The following is a 20,846-nucleotide window of genomic DNA, read 5'->3' as shown; positions in this document are numbered from 1 at the left end:
ACGGGGTGCTCGGTCCCAACGGCGCCGGCAAGACCACGACGGTGAGGATGCTCACCGCCCTGCTCAGGCCGGACGCGGGCGAAGCACGGATCTTCGGGCACGACGTCGTCCGCGAGGCCGACGCGGTCCGTTCGAGGATCAGCCTCACCGGCCAGTACGCCTCGGTCGACGAGGACCTGACCGGCACGGAGAACCTGGTCCTGCTCGGCCGCCTGCTGGGGTACCGCAAGCCGCAGGCGCGTGAGCGCGCCGCGCAGTTCCTGGAGGCTTTCGGCCTCACCGGGGCCGCGGACCGGCAGGCCAAGACCTACTCCGGCGGCATGCGCAGGCGCCTCGACATCGCCGCGTCCATCCTCAGCACGCCCGACGTGCTGTTCCTCGACGAGCCGACCACCGGGCTCGACCCGCGCAGTCGCAGCCAGGTGTGGGACATCGTCCGGGCCATCGTGGCGCGGGGGACGACCGTCCTGCTGACGACCCAGTACCTGGAGGAGGCCGACCAGCTGGCCTCCCGTATCGCGGTGATCGACCGGGGGAAGGTCATCGCCGACGGCACGCCCGGCGAGCTCAAGGCATCCGTGGGCGGCGGGAGGCTCCGCCTCCGGGTCCGTGACGCCTGGCAGCGGGGGACGGCTCAGCGGGTGCTCGCCGGAGTTCTGGGCGCCACCGTGCAGCTCGATCCGGAACCCGTCGCCCTCACCGCCCAGTTGCGCGGGACGGACGACGACCGGGCGGCGGCCGAGCACGCTTCGCGGGCCCTCGCCGAGCTCGCCTCCGCGGGCGTCGCCATCGACAGCTTCGCACTCGGGCAGCCCACCCTGGACGAGGTGTTCCTCGCCCTCACCGATCGCCCCGCCACGACCGAGGAGGCCGCGGCATGACGACCGTCGGTACGGAGCCCGCCGGCACGCGCGACGAGACGTCGGTGGTGGCGAATCTCGACGCCCTGCTCGACGCCACGCGGAAGCCCCCGCGGCCGTCCGCCTGGTCGGCGTCGGTCACCTTCGGCTGGCGCGCGATGCTCAAGATCAAGCACCTGCCGGAGCAGCTGTTCGACGTCACCGCCTTCCCGATCATCATGGTGCTGATGTTCACCTACCTGTTCGGCGGGGCGCTGGCCGGGTCGGCGACCGACTATCTGCAGTACCTGCTGCCGGGCATCATGGTCACCAGCGTCGTCATGATCACGATGTACACCGGTGCGGGCGTCAACACCGACAGCCACCGGGGCGTGTTCGACCGGTTCCGCACCCTCCCGATCTGGCGCCCGTCGCCGCTGCTCGGCGCGCTGTTCGGCGATGTGCTCCGGTACCTGACAGCGGCGTTGGTGGTCCTGGGCCTGGGGCTGGTGCTGGGCTTCCGGCCGCAGGGCGGTGTGACCGGCGTGGTGCTGGGGACCGCGCTGCTGGTCGGATTCGCGTTCGCGCTCTCGTGGTTGTGGACGATGGTCGGGCTGCTGATGAAGTCGGAGAAGTCCGTGATGGGGATCAGCATCAACGTGCTGTTCCCGCTGACCTTCCTGTCCAATGTGTTCGTCGAGTCGGACACCATGCCGGGGTGGCTGCAGGTGGTCACCATGTGCAACCCGGTCACCCACCTGGTCACCGCGACGCGCAGCCTGATGCACGGCAACCCGGACGGCGGCGAGATCACCTGGGTGCTCGTCGCGGGAGCGGTCCTCGTCGCCGTGTTCGGCACACTGACGATGCGCTTCTACAACCGGCGGTGACCGGCACCCCGAGGTGACGGACCGGCCGCGCCGGCCGCGCCCACCAGGACCGTGGGCGGGCCGGCGCGGCCGGTGCGGTGCGGACCGATGCGGGCAGCACCCCACCCGGGGTGCTGCCCGCATCGGTCCGCCCCTGACGTCATGCGCCGCGGTCGCCCTGGGATCCGGTGGCGGTGCCGGCCGTCCTGCGCCGAGCCGCCGTGCGGACCTTTCCGTCCAGGTAGCGGCGCATCAGCGGGTCGATCACACCGCCCCAGCGGGCCAGGATCCGGGTGAAGCCGTCGAGGTAGATCGACGACTCGCCCCGGTCCAGTCCCCGGAGGACGCCGCGTGCGACGGTCCGCGGCGGGAGTGGCCGCCCGGGGCCGGGGATCGCGTCGAGCTCCGCCGGACGGTGCCTCTTCTCCTCGGCGAGCTGCGGCGTGTCCACGTCGGGCGGGAAGACGCCGGTGACCCGAATGCCGTGCGGGCACAGTTCGTTGCGCAGCGACTGCGTCAGGCCGAGTACCGCGAACTTGGCCGGTCCGTAGGCGGTGTAGCCGTACACGCCGATCAGCGCGGCCGTCGAGACGATGGTGACCACCGTGCCGCGGCCCCGCCGCACCATGCCGGGCGCCACCGCCCGCACCGCCCAGAGGGTGCCGTAGTAGTCGACCTCCATCATCGTGCGGAACACGTCGTCGGGCATGTCGAGGAAGTAGCCCGGTCTGGCCTGGCCGGCCGAGGTCACCAGAACGGCGCAGGGGCCGCCCGCGGCTTCCAGCTCCTTGATCGCCGATGCCAGCCCGGCCGGGTCGGTGACGTCCGCACTCCGCGTGTGCACCGTGGCGCCCGCCCTCCGCAGGGTGTCCGCCGCGGCGGACAGCCGGCGCTCGTCACGCGCCAGCAGCGAGACCACCGCGCCCCGCGCGGCGAACTCCTCGGCCAGCGCGAGCCCGATGCCACTGGAGCCCCCGGTCACGACGACGTGCTCACCCGGCCGCAGCCAGTCCTTCTTCCGCGCCAACTCGGTTTCCTCCTGGGACTCGTACGAATAGCCGCCCCGCAACCGCCTCGTCCGCGTAGCGCGGACCGGAACGCGTTGCGCACCCTGCGGCACGGTGCTCCCGCCGTGGACGGCGGATGGGGGCCTGGAAACGGCCGCCCCGTGCTGTTCCGTCCGGGGCGGTGGTGAGGTCGGTCCGGGCCCGGACCCCCGATGCGGTGACGGTGCCGGCCCGTCCGGGGCCGGGCGCAAGCTGACGACCGCGGTTGCCGACCGCGGCAGAAACCCCGCTCGGCCGCCGGGAGGCGGCAACGGTGCCCTGCCGTGTGCCCGGATCGCCGCTCGGGGCGGCCACGTCGGTACGGACCGCATCGGGCGGCGACTCCGGTGCTTCGTGATGCACTGCGTCCACCCCACCCCGCGGCTCCGCTCAGCCACCACCCGGGGCCGTCATGCCCGGTCGGCGACGCCCCGGACCTGTCGCCGGATCTCCGGCTGTGGTGCACGGGGATCCGGTGACGACGCCGTTTCGGCATTCGGATCCCCGTGCAACGGCGGCTTCACGGATCGGGGTCTCCGCGGCCGCCGGGAAGGGCAAGGGCTCGGGGGATATGAAGGCCCGTGCTCCTTTCCTGACGGCCATACAAGTACAGGCACCGGCGGGCGGCAACGCTGCTTTCAGGAAGCTGCCAGCCCGGTCACCTCGGCATGGCCAGGCGGTCGGGTGCGGTGCCGGCACCTGGTCAGAGGCGGACACCACCGCCCGGGGCCGCCATGTCTGCGGGGGGCAGCAGGCCCAGGGCGGCGGCCCGGACCCCGGCCTGGAAGCGCGACTGGGCGCCGAGCAGCGCCATGATCTCGGCGACGTGCCGCCGGTAGGTGCGCACCGAGACGGTGAGTTCGCGCGCGGCCACCTCGTCGGTGACCCCGCTGCGCAGCGCGCCCAGGATCTGGCGTGCCAGCGAGGCCCGTTCCCGGTCGCCGAAGACGATGCGCTCGCCGGCGGGTACGGCGTTGCGCCAGATGCTCTCGAAGAGCGTGCCGAGGGTGTGGAGGACCTCCGGGGCGCGGATCAGGGAGGCTTGTACGCCCCCCGCGGACTCGGCCATCACCAGTGCGCTGCTGCCGTCGACCAGCAGGGCCTGCAGTGGCGGGACGCGGGCGACCCGGATGGCCACGGGCTGTTCCAGTGCCAGTTGTTCGCGGACGAAGTCCTCGTCGACCAGGGTCGGGCTCGTCAGCAGCCGTACGGAGACCCCGGCCGGGGCCGAGTAGATGAGGTTGCGTTCGGCCCGCGCCCGGCGGGCCGCCTCCTCCCCCACGCCGGGCACCCGGGCATCGACGATGTCGATGGTCCGTGCGGCGCCGCGGATGAGGTTCGCCGCGTGCTCCAGGACGGGCGCGTAGCCCCCGTCGACCGTGGCGATCTGCTGCTCCCGGATGCTGCGGTCCCGGTGGATGGCCACCGTCGACTCCATCAGGGCCAGTACGTCCAGTAGCGCTTGTTCCAGTTCGTCCTTGGTCGCGTGCGACACGCGGCACCACCATCCCCGTTGGTGTTCATGTTGCTGCGCGGAGCCTCCGGATCGACGCCCCGGACCTGGTCGGGTCCGTATTGACGGGAACGTCGCAGTCAGGGAGTGCTCCCCCTCCGCCTGCAGAACAGTACTTGAATCACCAAGACCAGTTAAACGAGAGGAAAAGAAGTGAAGTAGAGCACAGCACGGAGGCAAGGTGTGGGAAATTCCGGGCCTGTCCGGGACGAACGGCTCCAGTGCGGGAGGAATAGAACGGCGGACCCGGCCTGCCGGCCGGGTCCGCCCGATGTTCCGCTGTGCATCCGCCGCGTCGGCTACTCCGAGAGCAGACCCAGTTCCACCGCTCGCACGCCCGCCTCGAAACGGGAGGTGGCACCGAGCTCCCGCATGATGTCGGCGACGTGGCGCCGGTAGGTGCGGAGGGACACGCTGAGGTCGCGGGAGGCGGCGGCGTCGGTGCACCCGTCCCGCAGCCGCTCCAGGATCCGGCGGCTCAGCTCGCTGCGCAGTTTCGGGCTCAGTGCCAGGTGGTCGTCGAGCCTGCGGCCGCGGGACCAGGCCCCGGCGAAGAGGAGTTCCAGGGCGCGCACCGCCGCCGCGTCGTTCACGAGCGTCGCCTGCCCCTTGACGTTGCCCGTGGCCGCCAGTACCAGCGCGGAGGAGCCGTCGACCACGACCATGTCCCGCAACTCGGCTTCCGAGACGCGGACTTCGAAGCGGAGCTCGGGTATGCGGGTCAGCAGGGCGAGTGAGGCGTCGGCGACCTCCGGGGTGCACAGCATCCGCACCACGAGGCCGGTTTCGAGCGTCCTCAGCGCCTTGCGGGTGAGGTACATGAAGGTTTCGCTGCCCGTGATGGCCACACAGACCGAGTGCCGTGCGGCGCGGGCGAGGTCTTCGACGGCCGGGCCGAGCACGGCGACGTCGGCGTGCGGAACGGCCGGGCCGGAGGCCGGCCGTTCCCGGTACATGGACACCGTGGACTCGACGAGCGCACGTGCCTGCAGCAGAGTCCGTTCCACGTGCGCGGCGTGGTCCAACGGCATGGCGTCGGTGGCCTCCTCCCGGTCCGCGGCTGCGGGTTTGACCGCGTCACCTGTCACTGCATCCCCCTTTGTTCACCTGCGAGCAAATCGACGTCCGATCGGTCGGCACACGGAAGTGAGGTGCATTTTTCAACTGTTCAATGGAGAAGTATTTCCGTGATTTTCGGACGCTCCGCGAGGCCAGACACTAGTTCGCAATGTCCGGCGAACGCCAGGTCAATTGTGCCTCGCACGGTTCCGCCGCGACGGGCCGCCCACCCTCGCCCGGGACGACAACTCTGAAGCGGACAGTCCGCTTTATCGGGGGGAGACATCGCCCGGCGATTCGACCGGTACGACCTTTCTGCCGCGCTGTGCATTCCGGGCCAGGAGTTCCCCGGCCACCGGACTCGCGGCCGGTGATTTTCACCATGGATCCGCGACGCGGATTCCGGTCCCGGCATTCCGGCGGTGGCCGGCCGGGCCGACGGGGCGGCGCATCGTGCGGACCGCCCCGGCCCCGTCTCACCGGCCGGGCAGTCTCCGCTGCGCGTGGAAGATCCCGAACACCACCCGGGTCACCACCACACAGCTGACCACCAGCAGGTTGTAGCCGATCAGCTGGAGCAGCGTCAGGGAGTCGTGGAGCACCGGACCGTGGTCCGTACCCAGCAGCAGGACGGCGATCAGACCGGTGATCCCGCCCAGGAACGTCAGCAGTGTCTCGTGCACGAGCGAACGCACGAACCGCCGGTCCCGTTCGTCGGCGAGCAGCCGCACCTGCACGCCCAGCCGGCCGTGCTCCAGCGCGTCGGTGATCCGCTCCACCCGGCGCGGCAGCCGGCGGAGCATCGGGGCGAGGGCCAGCGCCTCCTCGGCGAGCACCTGGCCGATCGAACCGGGGTTCAGCTCGCGCTCCAGGTGGCCGGCGGCGAAGGACCTGGCCTCCGCGACGATGTCGAAGCCGGGGACCATCTGCTCCATCGCCCCCTCCAGGGTGGCCAGCGCCCGGAAGGTCGCGGCGATCTCCGGGGGCATGGTCAGCCCGTGCCGGGCCACGAGCAGGAACAGATCGGCGAACATCTTCCGGTCGGGCCGTACCCCCGGCGTCAGGTGCCGCGCCATGAACCGGCCGAGCGCCCGCTCCAGCCGGATCTCGTCGATGTCCTCGCGCCGGTCCACCAGCTCCAACAGCGCGTCCGACAGCGCCACCGGGTTGTTGTGGTGGACCGCCAGCAGCAGGTTGCGCAGCGCCGCCCGCAGCACCCGGTCGATGCGCCCCACCGAGCCGAAGTCGAGCAGGCCCAGCCTGCCGTCCTCCAGCAGCATGATGTTGCCGGGGTGCGGATCGGCGTGGAACACCCCGCCGATCAGGATCTGCTCCAGTATCCACTCCAGCAGCTGCCGGGCCATCCCGGTGCGGTCCAGGCCCCGCTCCTCGATGACCGCCCCCGCCGCGTTCAGGGGTACGCCGGTCAGCCAGTCCAGGACCAGCACCCGGCGCGTGCACAGCTCTCCGTGGACGTGCGGCATGCGGACCGCGGACGCCTTCTCGGTCCGCTCGCTCGCCGCCCTGATCGTGGCCATGTTCCGGGCCTCGATCCGGAAGTCCAGCTCCTCGTTGAGGGAGTTGGCGAAGCCCGCCGCGAGCTCGACCGCGCCGAAGTCCCGGCCCCACGCGGTGTGTTCCTCGAGCTTGCGGCTCATCCGGAACAGGATGTCCAGGTCCCGGTCGACCACCGACCGGGCACCGGGCCGCTGCACCTTGACCACCACCTCTTCGCCGGTGGTCAGCCGGGCGCGGTGCACCTGGGCGATCGAGCCCGCGGCGAGCGGCTCGCGGTCGAACTCGGCGAAGAACACCGCGGGGTCCTCGCCCAGCTCCTCGGTCAGTACGCGCTCCACGTCGGCCCAGGGCTCGGCGGGCACCTGGTGCTGAAGCTTGGTGAGCTCCTCGACGAACTCGACCGGCAGCAGGTCGCAGCGCGTGGACAGCACCTGGCCGAGCTTGACGAAGGTGGCGCCGGCCTCCTCCAGCGCCAGCCGTACGCCGACCGCCAGCCGTTTCCGCTCGGCAACCGCCTCGGGGCCGCCCCGGCCCCGGCCGCGCAGGGCCCCGCCCAGGCCGTGCCGGATCGCGATCCGGCTCAGCTCGGTGTAGCGGCGGGTCCGCGCCACCCGGCGGCGCACGGCCTGGGGCCAGCGCACCACCTCCGACAGGGAACCGGCGGGCACCAGCGCATGGGAGAGGGCGAGGAAGACCACCGCCACCAGGACCGTCAGGCCGATGTGCACCGACACGAGGGCCCCGCGGCGGGCTTCACCCATCGCGGCCCCGATCAGTGCGCCCGCCCCCATGGCGACCAGGCCGGTGAGCGCCGCCCGCACCGTGCCGATCCGCAGGCCCAGCAGGCGCCGGGCGCCGATGGCGAGCACCGCGACGGTCGGTACCAGGGTGACGGCCGCGATGAAGAGGTAGAGGGTCAGTTCCATGTGCGTGCGCCGTCAGCCGGCCGCTCATGCCCCGCCGGGACGGTGGCCCGGGACCGGAGGACGGCGAGGGGTCCGATCCGTCCGAACATGAGACTCCTTCACAAACACGGGGGTGTCGAAGAGGGGTTGCCCCGAGGCTAGGGAGCGGCGGCGCGGGGTGCTCCGCGCATGTCCGGTTGCTGTCACGCCCCCGCCCGCCGCCGGAAGGCTCGCCGCGCTGTCCGCGCGCGGGCCGGCGACCGGCACGGCCGGGCTCGTTCGTCCTGGGCAGGTGATACGCCTCCGCACAGGCCGGCCCGCCGGCTGTCCGACATGTCCGCGCGGGAGCGGGACGGCCGGGAACCGGCCGCAACGTGCCCGGGGAAAGTCAGCAGGAAGCTGACACGTTGCCCGTCGGCGCCGTGGCGGAGGCCGCGGTGACACCTTCATGTCACGTCTGTTGTAAGGCGCTTGTGGCCGGATGGATGCTGTCGAGCACAGACGAGGGATCACTGGCCGCCTGGGTCGCAGAGGGGTTACCCGATGAGTACCGGACAGATGAGCGGGGCGGAGGCGGGGACGGCCTTCCCGCCCGGCCTTCCCGCCGCCGACCCGCTCCAGCGGCTCGCTCTGACGGAACCCGAGTTCGAGGCGCGCCTGCGGGTCTCCCTCGCCCGCGCCGAGAAGCTGCTCCAGGCCACCGCCCACGACGCCCCGGATCCCAGGGTCGCCGCGCTCACCGGTCACCTCGCCGCCACCGGCGGCAAGCGCCTGCGCCCCCTGCTGGTCCTGCTCGGCGCCGAGTTCGGCGACCCCTGGGCCGACGGGATCGCCGAGGCAGCCACCATCACCGAACTCGTCCACATCGCGTCGCTCCACCACGACGACGTGATGGACGGCGCCGCCACCCGGCACGGTGTCCCCAGCGTCCACGCCCGCTGGGGCGAGCGCGCCGCCGTCCTCGGCGGGAACTGGCTGTTCGCCCGTGCCGCCCGGCTCGCCGCCGGCCTCGGGCCCGCGGCCGTCCACCTCCACGCGGAGGCCGCCGGCCGGCTGATCGGCGGACAGCTGCGCGAACTGGCCGGTCCCGCCCCCGACGAGAACCCGGTCACCCACTACTTCCGCGTGGCGGCGGGCAAGACCGCCGCCCTGCTCGCCATGGCGCTCGGCATCGGAGCCGTCCAGGCGGGCGCCCCCGCGACGGCCGTCGCCGCGCTCACCGACTGCGGGGAGCAGCTCGGCATCGCCTTCCAGATAGCCGACGACCTGCTCGACCTGAGGGCTCCCGCCGAGGTCACCGGCAAGAAGCGCGGCAACGACCTGCTGGCCGGCGTCCAGAGCCTGCCCGTGCTGCTGGCCCGGGAGAGCACGGACCCGGCCGACGCCGAGCTGCGGGCCCTGCTCGACGCCGGCCCCGTCCCTGCCGCGGACGTCCCCCGGGCCCTGGAACTGTTCGAGCACTCGCGGGCGCTCGCCGAGACCGAAGCCGTCATGCACGACCGCCTCGAGCGTGCCCGGGCGGCGCTGGCCCCGCTGCCCGACCTTCCCGCCCAGCGCGGCGCCCTGCTCGCCCTCTGCGACTACGTCGCCCTGCGCACCAGCTGAACCCGGTGAACACCGGTTCCCCCGGGGCGTGCCGCGCCGTGGCCCCAGCGCTTCCTCCGGGACGTGGTGGGCCGCGGCGTGCCGTCCGGTTGGCCGGGCGGTGTGATGACGCTCCGAGCCACGACTCCCTCCAGGCAACTCCGGACGTTCCTGGAATCACCGCACTGCGATGAGCTCCTGTCCGGCACCGTCGCAGTGATCGAACGGTTTATCGAGGGACTGGTCACCTGCGAGAGCTCACCTGGACACCCGCGCGGACTCCGTCGGACGTCGTCCAGGTCGGCGACGAGGTCACGGTCGTCGTCACCGAGATCGACCGGGAGCGACGCAGGCTGGCCCTCTCCCGACGACAAGCCTCGTCCGAGCATCAGTGACCCTTCTGTGTTCCCGCGGCGGTTTCCTCGCACGAGCTTTCCGAGCGCCTGCCCGGTGACAGGGAGGCACACGCCCCGACCCGGTGATACGTGTGCGGCCACAGCACTGGGCCGCGCACAGCCCCACCTGCCGGACCGGACCGGGTGCGGGGGTCGCCGGAAGTGGTGTGCGTGCACGGGCGGTCCCGGGGCATGCGGGCCCCATGCAGGGACACCACGCGCACGCCATGCCGACGGCCCCGCGACCGCTGCCCTGGCTGTCCGCGGGCCGGTACCTCCTCCTTCCGCGTCGGCGGCCCAAACACCGCCGCCCCACACCCGTGCGGGGCCGCTGGCACCGCAGGGTGCTGGCCTACCGCGACGTCACCTTCGAGACCGCAGCCGCCCCGGCCGGGCCGGAGGCGCAGTGCCTGCTCCTCGTGCACATCCGCCAGGTCGTCGGGCAGGTGACGTTCCGGGTCTGCGAGACCTGCTCCGCGGGGCTGATCACGGGGGTGGCCGTCGACGAACGCTTCCGGTCCAGCGGTCTGGGCACGAGGGCCCTGTCCCACCTGCGCAGCCGCTACCCGGACGTCTCCTGGCACACCACCCTCCAGGAGCGCGCCACGCGCGACCTCTTCCGCCGCATGCGCATCCCCACCACCGCCACGGGCCCGGCGTGCCCGCACACCGACGCGCACCGCGAGGGCCTGCAGCTGAAGTCATAGGGGTGTCTCGTCGATCGGGGAGGCGCGGTGCCGGACGCCGCGAACCGGCAAGAACGGCGAGAGACCACCTGGGTGGGGTGAGGGGCCGCGCCGCAGTCCTGAGAAGGCGTCTCCGCCTGGGGCCGGCGCAGGGCGAGGAGGTGTACCCACTCCTCGCCACTCTTAACGTATAGCGCACCGGGGGGCTTGCGGCAAGGCCCCTCCCGTACCGCAGAATCACTGGCTCAAGCCAGGATCTGCGGAAAATATCGGGAGATACGCGACATGCGTGCGGTGTTGTCGGTTCATGAAGTGTGCGGTGCGGCCGGGCCGTCGGCGGGGCTGGAGCCGCCGCTCCCCGGGTGCGCGCCGCCGGTCCGCGTGCAGGCGCTCACGGATCGGGGCTGGTGACATGAGCTCTTTGACCACCAGCGTGTTCGATCTTCCCGAGCGCCTCGCCGCCAAGACCGATCCCGCGCTGATCGCCGGTGACGAGCGGCACTTCGCAGCCGTCGCGCAGTGCCTGGAGCAGTCGATCGCCGAGCTCACCGCGCGGCTGGCCGCCGAGCGCAGGGCGCCCGGCGGCACGGGCCGGGAGGCCATGGAACGGGACGCTGAGATCCACCGGCTGTCCGCACGGCTGCGCACCCTGCGCCGCTTCGGGCTGGACCTGTGCCTCGGCCGCATGGTCGGCACGGACGACCCGGAGCCGGTGTACGTGGGACGGCTCGGCCTGACGGACGGCGACGGCCGCCGGCTGCTGCTCGACTGGCGTTCCCCGGCGGCCGGGCCGTTCTTCGGCGCCACCCACGCCGACCCGATGGGCCTGGCCAGCCGCCGCCGGTACCGCTGGACCGAGGGCCGCATCGGCGACTACTGGGACGAGGTGTTCACCGCGGACGGGCTGACCGGGCACGCGGCGCTGGACGACCAGTCCGCCTTCATCGCCGGCCTGGGCGCGGGCCGGTCGCCGCGGATGCGGGACGTGCTCGGCACCATCCAGGCCGATCAGGACGCCGTCATCCGTGCGGGTTCGCGCGGCGCCCTCGTCGTCGACGGCGGCCCGGGCACGGGCAAGACCGTCGTCGCCCTGCACCGCTCCGCCTACCTCCTCCACTCCGACCCGCGCCTCGGCCACCGCAGGGGCGGGGTGCTCTTCGTCGGCCCGCACCGGCCCTACCTGGCCTACGTCGCCGACGTCCTGCCCAGCCTCGGCGAGGAGGGCGTGCAGACCTGCGTGCTGCGCGATCTCGTCGCCGAGGGAGCGACGGCGACGGCCGAGACCGACCCGGAGACGGCCCGCCTGAAGTCGTCGGCCGACATGGTGCGGGCGATCGAGACGGCCGTCCGCTTCTACGAGGAGCCGCCCGCGAAGGGCATGACGGTCGAGACCCACTGGTCCGACGTCCGGCTGACCGCCGACGACTGGGCCGTGGCGTTCGAGGCGGCGGAACCCGGCACCCCGCACAACGAGGCGCGCGAGCAGGTCTGGGAGGAGCTGCTCACGATCCTGGAGGAGAAGCACGACGGCGACGCCCCGCCCGAGCTGCTCCGCAGGTCTCTGACGCGGAACAGGGAACTGCGCTCCGCCTTCGACCGGGCGTGGCCGCTGCTGGAGGCGGCCGACCTGGTCGAAGACCTGTGGTCGGTCCCCGCCTACCTGCGGATGTGCGCCCCCTGGCTCGGCCCCGACGACGTACGGCGGCTCCAGCGCGCGGAGCCCCGGGCATGGACGGTGTCGGACCTGCCGATCCTGGACGCGGCACGGCACCGGCTCGGCGACCCGGAGACGGCGCGGCGGAAGCGCCGGCACGAGGCCGCGCTCGCCGCCCAGCGCGAGCGCATGGCGCAGGTGGTCGACAACCTGATCGAGGCGGCGGCGGACTCCGGCGCCGACGGTGACGAGGGCGAGGGCCTGGTGACGATGCTGCGCGGCCGGGACGCTCAGGTCAGTCTGGTCGACGAGTCCGAACTGCCCACCGCCGACCCGGATCTGCTGGCCGGCCCGTTCGCGCACGTCGTCGTGGACGAGGCCCAGGAGCTGACCGACGCGGAGTGGCAGATGCTGCTGCGGCGCTGCCCGTCCAGGAGCTTCACCATCGTCGGGGACCGTGCCCAGGCGCGGCACGGGTTCACGGAGTCGTGGCGGGAACGGCTCACGCGGGTCGGGCTCGACCGGATCGAGGTGGCCTCCCTGAGCATCAACTACCGGACACCGGAGGAGGTCATGGCGGAGGCCGAGCCGGTCATCCGGGCCGCGCTCCCGGACGCCAACGTGCCGTCCTCCATCCGCAGCAGCGGCGTCCCGGTCCGCCACGGATCCGTCGAGGACCTGGGCCCGCTCCTCGACGCCTGGCTGGCCGAGCATGCCGAGGGGATCGCGTGCGTCATCGGCGACCCCTCGTTCCGGGCGACCTCCCGCGTCCGGTCGCTGACCCCGGAGCTGTCGAAGGGGCTGGAGTTCGACCTGGTCGTCCTGGTCGACCCGGAGACGTTCGGCGAGGGGGTGGAAGGAGCGGTCGACCGCTACGTCGCGATGACCCGGGCGACCCGGCAGCTCGTCGTCCTCACGAGCTCCTGAGGCGGTCCGGTCCGGTCCGGACCGGTCCGGACCGCCCGCGTCACCGTCTTCCCGGCCCGGTCTCCTGGCGGGAGCGGGCCCACAGGGAGCGCACATGGCCCAGGTGGCGGGCCATGCACGCCTCGGCAGCCGCCGCGTCGCCCGCCAGCATCAGGTCGAGCAGTTCGATGTGCTCCTCGGCCGAGGGCACGAGCAGGCCGCGCTCGTCCAGGGCCGTCAGGCCGTAGAGGCGGGAGTGCTTGCGCAGGTCGCCCACGGTTTCGACGAGGCGGTCGTTGCCGGAGAGCGCCAGCAGGGAGAGGTGGAAGCGGCGGTCGGCGTCCAGGTAGCCGATGAGGTCGTGCTCCCGGGCGCGGGTGACGATCTCCTCGGCGACCGGCCGCAGTTCCTCCAGCCGCCGCCGGTCGGCCGAGGCGGTGATGGACCCGATGGTGGGCACCTCGATGAGGGCCCGCAGCTCCGCGTACTGGTCGAGGTCGCGTTCGCTGACCTCGGTGATCCGGAAACCCTTGTTCCGTACGGGTTCGACCAGGCCTTCGCGGGCCAGCTCCAGCATCGCCTCGCGCACCGGGGTCGCCGAGACGCCGAAGCGGGCGGCGAGGCCGGGCGCCGAGTGGACCTCACCCGGCCGCAGTTCGCCGGAGATCAGCGCCGCGCGCAGGGCGTGCGCGACCCGGTCGCTCAGCCGCTCCTGACTGGTGAGGGTGGTGATCAGGGTCCGCTGCCGGGTGCGCTCTGCCATGGCTCTGTCTCCGGGGGAACTGCGGGTCGGGGCGGTCGTCACAGCAGGAAGCCCGCCGGGAACGGGTCCGCCGGGTCGAGGAAGTACTGGGCGGTGCCGGTGATCCACGCGCGGCCGGTGACGGTCGGGACGACGGCGGGCAGGCCGCCGACGGTGGTCTCCCCGACGAGGCGCCCCGTGAACCGCGTACCGATGAACGATTCGTTGACGAAGTCGCGCCCGAGGGGCAGTTCGCCGCGCGCGTGCAGCTGTGCCATGCGTGCGGAGGTGCCGGTGCCGCACGGCGAACGGTCGAACCAGCCGGGGTGGATCGCCATGGCGTGGCGGGAGCGCAGGGCGTCCGAGCCGGGGGCGGCGAGGTAGACGTGCTTGACGCCGCCGATCGCCGGGTCCTCCGGGTGGACGGGCCGCTGGGTGGTGTTGACGGCGTCCATGAGGGCGAGCCCGGCCGCGAGCAGCTCGTCCTTGCGGCCCCGGTCGAAGGGCAGGCCCAGCGCGTCGAGGGGCACGATGGCGTAGAAGTTGCCGCCGTACGCGAGGTCGTAGGTGACGGTGCCGTATCCGGGGACCTCGACCGTGCGGTCCAGCCCGGCGCAGAAGGCCGGCACGTTGGTGAGGGTGACGGAGACCGCCGCGCCGTCCTCCACCAGGACGTCGACGGAGACCAGGCCCGCGGGGGTGTCGAGGCGGACGGTGGTGACGGGCTCGGTGACGGGCACCATGCCGGTCTCGACGAGTACGGTCGCCACGCCGATGGTGCCGTGGCCGCACATGGGCAGCAGTCCCGAGACCTCGATGTACAGGACGCCGTAGTCGGCGTCCGGGCGCGTCGGCGGCTGGAGGATCGCGCCGCTCATGGCGGCGTGGCCGCGCGGTTCGTACATCAGCAGGGTGCGGACGTGGTCGAGGTGGCGCATGACGTGCTCGCGCCGCTCGGCCATCGTGGCCCCGGGAAGGGTGCCGACGCCGCCGGTGATGACGCGGGTCGGCATGCCCTCGGTGTGCGAGTCGACGGCGTGGTACACGTGCCGGCTGCGCATGGCTAGGCGAGTCCTTCCGCGAGCGCCTTCCCGGTGGCCGCGCGGACGGCGGCGTACTGCTCCTCGTCCAGGGGGGTGCGGGGCGGGCGGCAGGGCCCGCCGTGGCGGCCGGCCACGTCCATGGAGAGCTTGATGGCCTGGACGAACTCGGGCTTGGAGTCCCAGCGCAGCAGCGGGTGCAGGGCCCGGTAGAGCGGCAGGGCGGTGTCCAGGTCGCCGGCGGTGGCGGCGCGGTACAGGGTGACGCAGGCGGCGGGGAGGGCGTTGGGGTAGCCGGCGATCCAGCCCGCGGCGCCGGCGACGGACAGCTCCAGGAGGACGTCGTCGGCACCGGCCAGCAGGTCCAGCCCGGGGGCCAGTTCGGCGATCTCGTACGCCCGGCGGACGTCGCCGCTGAACTCCTTGACGGCGACGATGCTGCCGTCGGCGTGGAGCTGGGCGAGCAGCCGGGGCGTCAGGTCGACCTTGGTGTCGAAGGGGTTGTTGTACGCGACGACGGGCAGCCCGGCCCGTGCGACCTCCGCGTAGTGGGCGCGGACGGAACGCTCGTCCGCGCGGTACGCGTTGGGCGGCAGCAGCAGGACCGAGCCGGCGCCCGCCTCGGCGGCCTGCTCGGCCCAGCGGCGGGCCTCGGCGCTGCCGTAGGCGGCGACGCCGGGCATGACCCGGGCCCCGTCGCCGGCGGCCTCGACCGCGACGCGGACGATGCGGGCCCGCTCGTCGTCGGTGAGCGTCTGGTACTCGCCGAGCGAGCCGTTGGGTACGACGCCGTCGCAGCCCTGGGAGACGAGCCAGGAGACGTGCTCGGCGTAGGCGTCGTAGTCGACGGAGAGGGTGTCGTCGTCGCGCAGCGGCAGGGCGGTGGCGACCATGATGCCGTGCCAGGGGGAGGTGCGGTGGTCCATCATGCGGCTCCTGGTGGTTGTGCCAGATGGCTCAGCGGGACGGGGCAGGACAGCGGGCGCCGGTCGGGCGCCGGGTCCTCGCCCGCGAGGCGGGCGACGGCCTGGCCGCACATGCGGCCCTGGCACCAGCCCATTCCTGCGCGGGTGAGCAGTTTGACGGTGCGCGCGTCACGCGCACCGAGGGTGGTGACGGCCTCGCGGATGCGGTCGGCGGTGACCTCCTCGCAGCGGCACACCTCGGTGCCGTCGTCCAGCCAGGCGGTCCAGCCGGGTCCGGGCCGGTGGGCCGCGGCCATGGCGTCGGCGAAGGCGCGCAGCCGGGCGCGGCGGCGGGTGAGGGCGGCGGCGCGGCGGCGGTCACCGCCCGTCACCACCCGCGCCGGGGACAGGGCGCGGGCGATGGACAGGGCGGCGAGTTCGCCCTCGGTGCGGGCGAGGCCGACGCCGCCGATGCCGCAGGTCTCCCCGGCGGCCCAGACACCGGGCACGGAGGTGCGCTGCTCCGCGTCGACGGCGAGGGCCGGGGTGCCGTCGGCGGTGCGGCGGACGAGGCAGCCGAGGCCGGTGGCGAGCTCCAGTTGCGGTACGAGGCCGTGGCCGACGGCCAGTGCGTCGCACGGGACGCGGCGGCCGGTGCCGGGGACGGGCCGCCAGTCGCGGTCCACGCGCGCGACGGTGACGGCCTCGACGCGCGCGGTGCCGTGGGCGGCGGTGACGGCGTGGCGGGTGAGCAGGCGGGTGGAGTGGCGCAGGAGGCCGCTGCCGTGGTGGGCCGCCTCGGCCAGCTTGCCCGGGTTGCGGGCGAGGGTGCCGGCGTGGCGGGCGTAGGCGGTGTAGCCGGCGGCCTCGACGACGGCCGGGACACGGGCCCCGGCGGTGGCGAGGGTGGTGGCGACGGCGAGCAGCAGGGGGCCGCTGCCCGCGACGACGACGCGGCGGCCGGGGAGCACGCGCCCGGACTTGAGCATCGCCTGGGCGCCGCCGGCGCCGACGACCCCGGGCAGCGTCCAGCCCGGGAAGGGCAGGTGGCGTTCGTACGCTCCGGTGGCGAGGAGGACGGCGCGGGCGCGGACGGTGGCCGCGGTCTCGTCGGGCCCGGCGACGCAGTGCAGCAGCCAGGAGTCCCCGTCCGGCACGACGGTCCAGACGTGGTGGGCCGGCCGGTGGCGGACACCCCGGAGGCGGCGGACGAGGGGCCTGGCGGCGCGGGGCAGCTCCTCGGGTGCGGGGTGCCGGTGGATCTGGCCGCCGACCCGCTCCCCCGCGTCCAGCAGTACGACACCCAGCCCGAGGGCCGCGGCGGTGCCCGCGGCGGCGAGCCCCGCGGGGCCGGCGCCCACGACGGCGAGGTCGGCGGTGGCCGGGCCGGCGGCGGGGCCGGCGTGGGGATCAGCCGTCATGTCCGATGCCCTCCTGGGTGGTGACGGTGTCGCCGGGGCGCACGGGGACCAGGCAGGCCCGCTGGTTGGGACGGTCGTTGACGGTGGCGAGGCAGTCGTAGCAGGTGCCGATCCCGCAGAAGGCGCCGCGCGGAGCGCCGCCGGTGCGGGTGGTGCGCCAGGCGAGGACGCCGGCGCCCCAGAGGGCGGCGGCGACGCTCTGCCCGGGCAGAGCGGTGAGGGTGCGCCCGTCGAACGTGAAGGTGAACGGCACGGGTGTCACCGGTCGGCTCCTTCCTGGCCGTCGAAACGGCCGGGGTCGAACGGCCGGAGGTCCACGGGCGGCGGGTCGCCGCGCAGCGCGGTCGCGACGAGCAGGCCGGTCGCCGGGGCGAGGCCGATCCCCGCGCCCTCGTGGCCGCAGGCGTGGTAGAGGCCCGGTACCCGCGGGTCGGGGCCGATGGCCGGGAGGTGGTCGGGCAGGTAGGGGCGGAAGCCGCAGTACGCGCGCAGGGCGCGTACCCCGCCGAGCGCCGGGAACAGGGCGGTGGCGGCGGTGGCGAGCCGGCGCAGCGCCTCCGTGGACAGCGTCCGGTCGAAGCCGACGCGTTCGCGGGTGGCGCCGATGAGGACGGGGCCCGCCGGGGTGGACTCGACGACGGCGGAGGACTGCAGGGCGGCGGAGTCGCTGGCGACGTCGGCGACGTAGTCCGCGGCGTACACCTTGTGGCGCACGAGGCCCGGCGGCAGCGGTTCGGTGACGAGGACGAAGCCGCGGCGCGGCCGGACGGGCAGGCGGGTGCCGGCCCGTGCGGCGAGCTGCCCGGCCCAGGTGCCGGTGGCGTTGACGACGACCGGCGCGTGGAGGTCGCCGTGCGGCGTGCGCACGCCGCGGACCGCGCCGCGTGCGTCGGTCAGCACGGCGGTCACCTCCTCGCCGGGACGGACGTCGGCGCGCGAGGCGCGCAGCAGGTGGGCGGCTGCGCGGGCGGGCTGGACCTGGGCGTCCTGCGGGTAGTGGAAGCCTCCGGCGAGGCCGGGCGCGAGGTGGGGTTCGAGGTCGCGCAGCCGGTCGGCGGGCACCTCGTGCGCCTCGACGCCGGCCGCCCGCTGGCCCGCGGCGAAGGCGCGGAGCGCGGTGCGGGCGGTCTCGTCGGATGCGACGACGAGACCGCCCTTGGGCTCGTACTCGGCCTCCGGTGGGAGGACTTCGGTGAGTTCGCGCCACAGTCGGGTGGACAGCAGCGCGAGGTCGAGCTCGGGGCCCGCCCCCTTGTCGGAGACGAGCAGGTTGCCCTCGCCGGCGCCGGTGGTGCCGCCCGCGACGGGGCCGCGGTCGACGACGGCGACGGCGAGTCCGCAGCGGCCTGCGTAGTAGGCGCAGGCCGCGCCGACGATTCCGGCACCGATGATCACGGCGTCCAGGGCGTGCGGCGGATGACTCACGTGTCGCGTGGGCACAGCAATAATATTTCACGCACTACTGCTGCCCGTACAGGGTCCGGCAGGGAGAAATTCCTTTCCGGTCCGCCGAGTTGGGGCCGGACGCTGCGGGGCGGCTTCCGGGGTCAGCCGCGCAGCGGCCCTTCGCAGGTGTAGTCCGATGTCGCACCGGTGCGGTCGGCCCAGATCCGCGCCTCGCCGAAGTGGCAGTTCATGTCGGCGAGGTTGGTGGCCGCGGGACGGGCGCGGTCGAGGAGGAAGTGGTCGACGGTCTCCGCCATGTCCTTGAAGACCCGGTCGGGGCTGTTCGCGTCCGTCAGGCGCGCGGTGATCCGTCCGGTGCAGACGAAGCGGCGCTTGGCGGGGTCCCCGTTGTCCGTGCAGCGCGGGTCGGCCGCGGTGGCCGCGGCGAAGGCCGCGCGCACCGCCTCGGCACCTGTGTGGTCGAGCCGGTCGTTCGGGACGTAGCGGGTGTCGGGCACGAACAGGTCGTCCACCTTGGCCGTCTGCGCGTCGAGGAAGGCGTCGTACCCGCGCTGGAGCCCGGCGTCCCGGCCGAGCCGGTCGCGCCAGGCGTCGAAGGCGGCCGGGTCGTCGGCGCGCAGGTGCCGGTACATCTCCCGCAGCAGTGCCGGCCGTTCGGTCCACAGGTACGAGAAGAACGTGCCCGCGTAGCTGTAGAAGCGGAAGCCGTCGCCCGCGTAGGTGGCGTGCAGGAGTTGGCCGACGCTCATGCGCGGGCTGCCGTCGGCGGTGTCGGCGATGACGCTGCGGACGAGGGACCTGCGCACGGCGACGCCGTCGTCGCGGGTGGCTCCGGCGAAGAACTCCGCCGTCCCCTCGTCCATCGCGGTGGTGCGGTCGTCCTCGTACCACGGGCCCTCGCCGAAGTAACCGGGCACGGCGTAGCGGCCGTTGAGGTAGTGGACGTACTCGTGACGGAACAGCTCCTCCAGGGTGAGCGAGGAGTCCTGGGGGACGCGCCGCTGGTAGGTGTAGAAGGTGGCACCGCGCTCGATGTAGATGCCGCCGTTGTCGGTGCCCATGCCGGTCAGGAGCGGATGGTAGTTCTCGTAGTCGGCGCGCGAGGCGTACAGCACGATGGTCAGCGCGGTGTTGGTGTCACCGGTCAGCGGCGTCTCCGCGCCGAGGACGCGGTGGAACTGGGCCTTGACCTGCTTGCTGGCGTAGTACAGCTGGTCGACGGTGGGGGTGTCCAGGCCCGTGCGGACCGTGATGCCGCCGGTGTCGTAGCGGTAGGTGTGCGGGAAGATCCGCCGCTCGATGTCCTCCTTGCAGACGCGGTACGGCTTGCACGCCTCGTAGAAGACGAGCCAGCCGGCCAGCCGCGCCCACGGTGCGCTGCCCTCGCCGAAGTTCCGCACCACGGGGTCGAGGAGCGCGCCCAGGTCGGGCACGATGCCTGCCTTGATCGCGTCGATCTGGCCGAAGCGTCCGTACTCGGCGAGCGCGTCGCGCACCACCCAGGCGTTGGGCGTGCCCTTGAGGTGGGTGTACTCGGCGAAGGCACGGAAGGCGGCGCGGTAGGCGGTGTTGCGGGCGACCAGGGTGTGGAAGGCGGTGTCGCGGTTGCCGGGGTACACACCGAGGTAGTTCACGGAGAGCGCGGCGAGGGCCGCACCACCCCAGGCCGGGTCGCGGTAGGTGGTGGTGTGGTACTTGTCCATCGTCGCCAGGACCTTCTGGACCAGGCCCAGTTGGGAGTGGCGCAGCCCGGTGCCGCTGCCGGTGTAGAGGGCCTCGCGCAGGGACTCGGCGTTGGTGCGCGTGGCGCGGAAGGAGCGGGCGGCCGAGCCGAAGGCGTGGACGGCGCGGCGCATGGCCTCGGTGGTGGTCGGGTCGGTGACGTCGATCTCGCCGCGCGAGAAGTCGTGGTACACGACCGCGTGCAGGTACGTGAGCATCTCCAGCAGGTGGGTGCCGTTGAGGCCGTCGTGGCCGGGCGCGAGCGCGGAGACGCGGCGGGACACGGCCTGGACGTGGGCGTCCGACATGACCGGCGCGAGCCGGGCGTCCCACGTCCAGATGAGGCCGCGCAGACACCCGTCGGCGGTGACGGCGGGGTCGGCGAGGAAGTCGGCGAACTCCTCGGGGCGTAACCCCGTGACGGCACCGAGGGTGCAGTCGGCCGCGACGGTGGCGCCGAGCTGTGCCGGCGCGGGGGTCTGCGGCCCCGGGACGCGGGTGGTGGCGCGCCGGCCGGGTGCCGGGGCGGGCGTCGGCGCGGTCCGGGGCGCGGCGGCGAGGCGCAGCACCTCGTCACGGGAGCCGTGGGAGTCGCGGGGATCGCGGGGCTCGGCGATGGCGGAGGCGGTGGGGGT

17 protein-coding genes are annotated in these 20,846 nt (G+C 73.5%); 6 read left to right on the top strand and 11 right to left on the bottom strand.

The window, feature by feature from the left end; all coding sequences use genetic code 11:
- On the top strand, positions 1-881 hold an 881-nt coding region (locus IH00_RS0135320; RefSeq protein WP_031080472.1), incomplete at its 5' end, for a daunorubicin resistance protein DrrA family ABC transporter ATP-binding protein.
- The gene (locus IH00_RS0135315) at positions 878-1,729 is read left to right on the top strand and encodes an ABC transporter permease (RefSeq protein ID WP_031080470.1); all 852 of its coding nucleotides are present in this window, start codon (positions 878-880) and stop codon (positions 1,727-1,729) included. The genes IH00_RS0135320 and IH00_RS0135315, both read left to right, overlap by 4 nt.
- 139 nt (positions 1,730-1,868) lie before the next feature.
- Here the strand turns inward: IH00_RS0135315 and IH00_RS0135310 are convergent, their stop codons facing one another.
- The 4 genes from IH00_RS0135310 to IH00_RS0135295 form a co-directional block, all read right to left on the bottom strand.
- A complete protein-coding gene (locus tag IH00_RS0135310; protein WP_052411890.1) occupies positions 1,869-2,735 on the bottom strand; it encodes an SDR family oxidoreductase in 867 nt (288 codons plus the stop codon).
- 722 nt (positions 2,736-3,457) lie between these two features.
- A complete protein-coding gene (locus tag IH00_RS0135305) occupies positions 3,458-4,249 on the bottom strand; it encodes a LuxR family transcriptional regulator (RefSeq protein ID WP_031080466.1) in 792 nt (263 codons plus the stop codon).
- A 317-nt stretch (positions 4,250-4,566) separates the two neighbouring features.
- Positions 4,567-5,355 (bottom strand): helix-turn-helix domain-containing protein, encoded by a 789-nt coding sequence (locus tag IH00_RS0135300; protein WP_234335092.1) that lies wholly within the window; start codon positions 5,353-5,355, stop codon positions 4,567-4,569.
- Between the two features lie 447 nt (positions 5,356-5,802).
- Positions 5,803-7,770 (bottom strand): ABC1 kinase family protein, encoded by a 1,968-nt coding sequence (locus tag IH00_RS0135295; protein WP_031080462.1) that lies wholly within the window; start codon positions 7,768-7,770, stop codon positions 5,803-5,805.
- Between the two features lie 522 nt (positions 7,771-8,292).
- On the opposite strand from IH00_RS0135295, the gene IH00_RS0135290 reads away from it, so the two are divergent.
- The 4 genes from IH00_RS0135290 to helR all read left to right on the top strand — a co-directional run bounded on the left by IH00_RS0135290 (position 8,293) and on the right by helR (position 12,995).
- A complete protein-coding gene (locus IH00_RS0135290) occupies positions 8,293-9,354 on the top strand; it encodes a polyprenyl synthetase family protein (protein ID WP_234335091.1) in 1,062 nt (353 codons plus the stop codon).
- 227 nt (positions 9,355-9,581) lie between these two features.
- Positions 9,582-9,728 (top strand): S1 RNA-binding domain-containing protein, encoded by a 147-nt coding sequence (locus IH00_RS41245; protein WP_267882632.1) that lies wholly within the window; start codon positions 9,582-9,584, stop codon positions 9,726-9,728.
- A 203-nt stretch (positions 9,729-9,931) separates the two neighbouring features.
- The gene (locus IH00_RS39245; protein ID WP_234335090.1) at positions 9,932-10,435 is read left to right on the top strand and encodes a GNAT family N-acetyltransferase; all 504 of its coding nucleotides are present in this window, start codon (positions 9,932-9,934) and stop codon (positions 10,433-10,435) included.
- A gap of 391 nt (positions 10,436-10,826) precedes the next feature.
- On the top strand, positions 10,827-12,995 hold the full coding sequence (gene helR, locus IH00_RS0135280; protein ID WP_031080453.1) for an RNA polymerase recycling motor ATPase HelR: 2,169 nt from the start codon (positions 10,827-10,829) through the stop codon (positions 12,993-12,995).
- Between the two features lie 40 nt (positions 12,996-13,035).
- Here the strand turns inward: helR and IH00_RS0135275 are convergent, their stop codons facing one another.
- The 7 genes from IH00_RS0135275 to IH00_RS0135245 form a co-directional block, all read right to left on the bottom strand.
- The gene (locus tag IH00_RS0135275; protein ID WP_039947755.1) at positions 13,036-13,737 is read right to left on the bottom strand and encodes a GntR family transcriptional regulator; all 702 of its coding nucleotides are present in this window, start codon (positions 13,735-13,737) and stop codon (positions 13,036-13,038) included.
- Between the two features lie 38 nt (positions 13,738-13,775).
- Positions 13,776-14,777 (bottom strand): proline racemase family protein, encoded by a 1,002-nt coding sequence (locus IH00_RS0135270; protein ID WP_031080448.1) that lies wholly within the window; start codon positions 14,775-14,777, stop codon positions 13,776-13,778.
- Positions 14,778-14,779: 2 nt separating this feature from the next.
- On the bottom strand, positions 14,780-15,685 hold the full coding sequence (locus IH00_RS0135265) for a dihydrodipicolinate synthase family protein (RefSeq protein ID WP_031080447.1): 906 nt from the start codon (positions 15,683-15,685) through the stop codon (positions 14,780-14,782).
- Positions 15,682-17,082: an FAD/NAD(P)-dependent oxidoreductase gene (locus IH00_RS0135260; RefSeq protein ID WP_052411889.1), complete on the bottom strand. Its 1,401-nt coding sequence runs from the start codon at positions 17,080-17,082 to the stop codon at positions 15,682-15,684. Before IH00_RS0135260 ends, IH00_RS0135265 begins: the two co-directional genes overlap by 4 nt.
- Positions 17,072-17,344, bottom strand: a complete 273-nt coding sequence (locus tag IH00_RS0135255) for a (2Fe-2S)-binding protein (RefSeq protein ID WP_031080444.1) — start codon at positions 17,342-17,344, stop codon at positions 17,072-17,074. The genes IH00_RS0135260 and IH00_RS0135255 overlap by 11 nt, the downstream gene beginning before the upstream one ends.
- Positions 17,341-18,522: an NAD(P)/FAD-dependent oxidoreductase gene (locus tag IH00_RS0135250; protein ID WP_031080436.1), complete on the bottom strand. Its 1,182-nt coding sequence runs from the start codon at positions 18,520-18,522 to the stop codon at positions 17,341-17,343. Before IH00_RS0135250 ends, IH00_RS0135255 begins: the two co-directional genes overlap by 4 nt.
- A gap of 107 nt (positions 18,523-18,629) precedes the next feature.
- Positions 18,630-20,846, bottom strand: a 2,217-nt coding sequence (locus IH00_RS0135245) for a collagenase (protein WP_031080435.1), incomplete at its 5' end; no start/stop codon positions are given.

It is taken from the genome of Streptomyces sp. NRRL S-118, assembly GCF_000716335.1.
Classification (GTDB): domain Bacteria; phylum Actinomycetota; class Actinomycetes; order Streptomycetales; family Streptomycetaceae; genus Streptomyces.
This window is presented reverse-complemented; position numbering and strand designations above follow the sequence as displayed.

Coding starts and splice junctions, on each gene's coding strand:
- IH00_RS0135270 (WP_031080448.1), bottom strand. CDS start 14,777: ATGCGCAGCCGGCACGTGTACCACGCCGTCGACTCGCACACCGAGGGC.
- IH00_RS39245 (WP_234335090.1), top strand. CDS start 9,932: ATGCAGGGACACCACGCGCACGCCATGCCGACGGCCCCGCGACCGCTG.
- IH00_RS0135315 (WP_031080470.1), top strand. CDS start 878: ATGACGACCGTCGGTACGGAGCCCGCCGGCACGCGCGACGAGACGTCG.
- IH00_RS0135290 (WP_234335091.1), top strand. CDS start 8,293: ATGAGTACCGGACAGATGAGCGGGGCGGAGGCGGGGACGGCCTTCCCG.
- IH00_RS0135265 (WP_031080447.1), bottom strand. CDS start 15,685: ATGATGGACCACCGCACCTCCCCCTGGCACGGCATCATGGTCGCCACC.
- IH00_RS0135260 (WP_052411889.1), bottom strand. CDS start 17,082: ATGACGGCTGATCCCCACGCCGGCCCCGCCGCCGGCCCGGCCACCGCC.
- IH00_RS0135295 (WP_031080462.1), bottom strand. CDS start 7,770: ATGGAACTGACCCTCTACCTCTTCATCGCGGCCGTCACCCTGGTACCG.
- IH00_RS0135275 (WP_039947755.1), bottom strand. CDS start 13,737: ATGGCAGAGCGCACCCGGCAGCGGACCCTGATCACCACCCTCACCAGT.
- helR (WP_031080453.1), top strand. CDS start 10,827: ATGAGCTCTTTGACCACCAGCGTGTTCGATCTTCCCGAGCGCCTCGCC.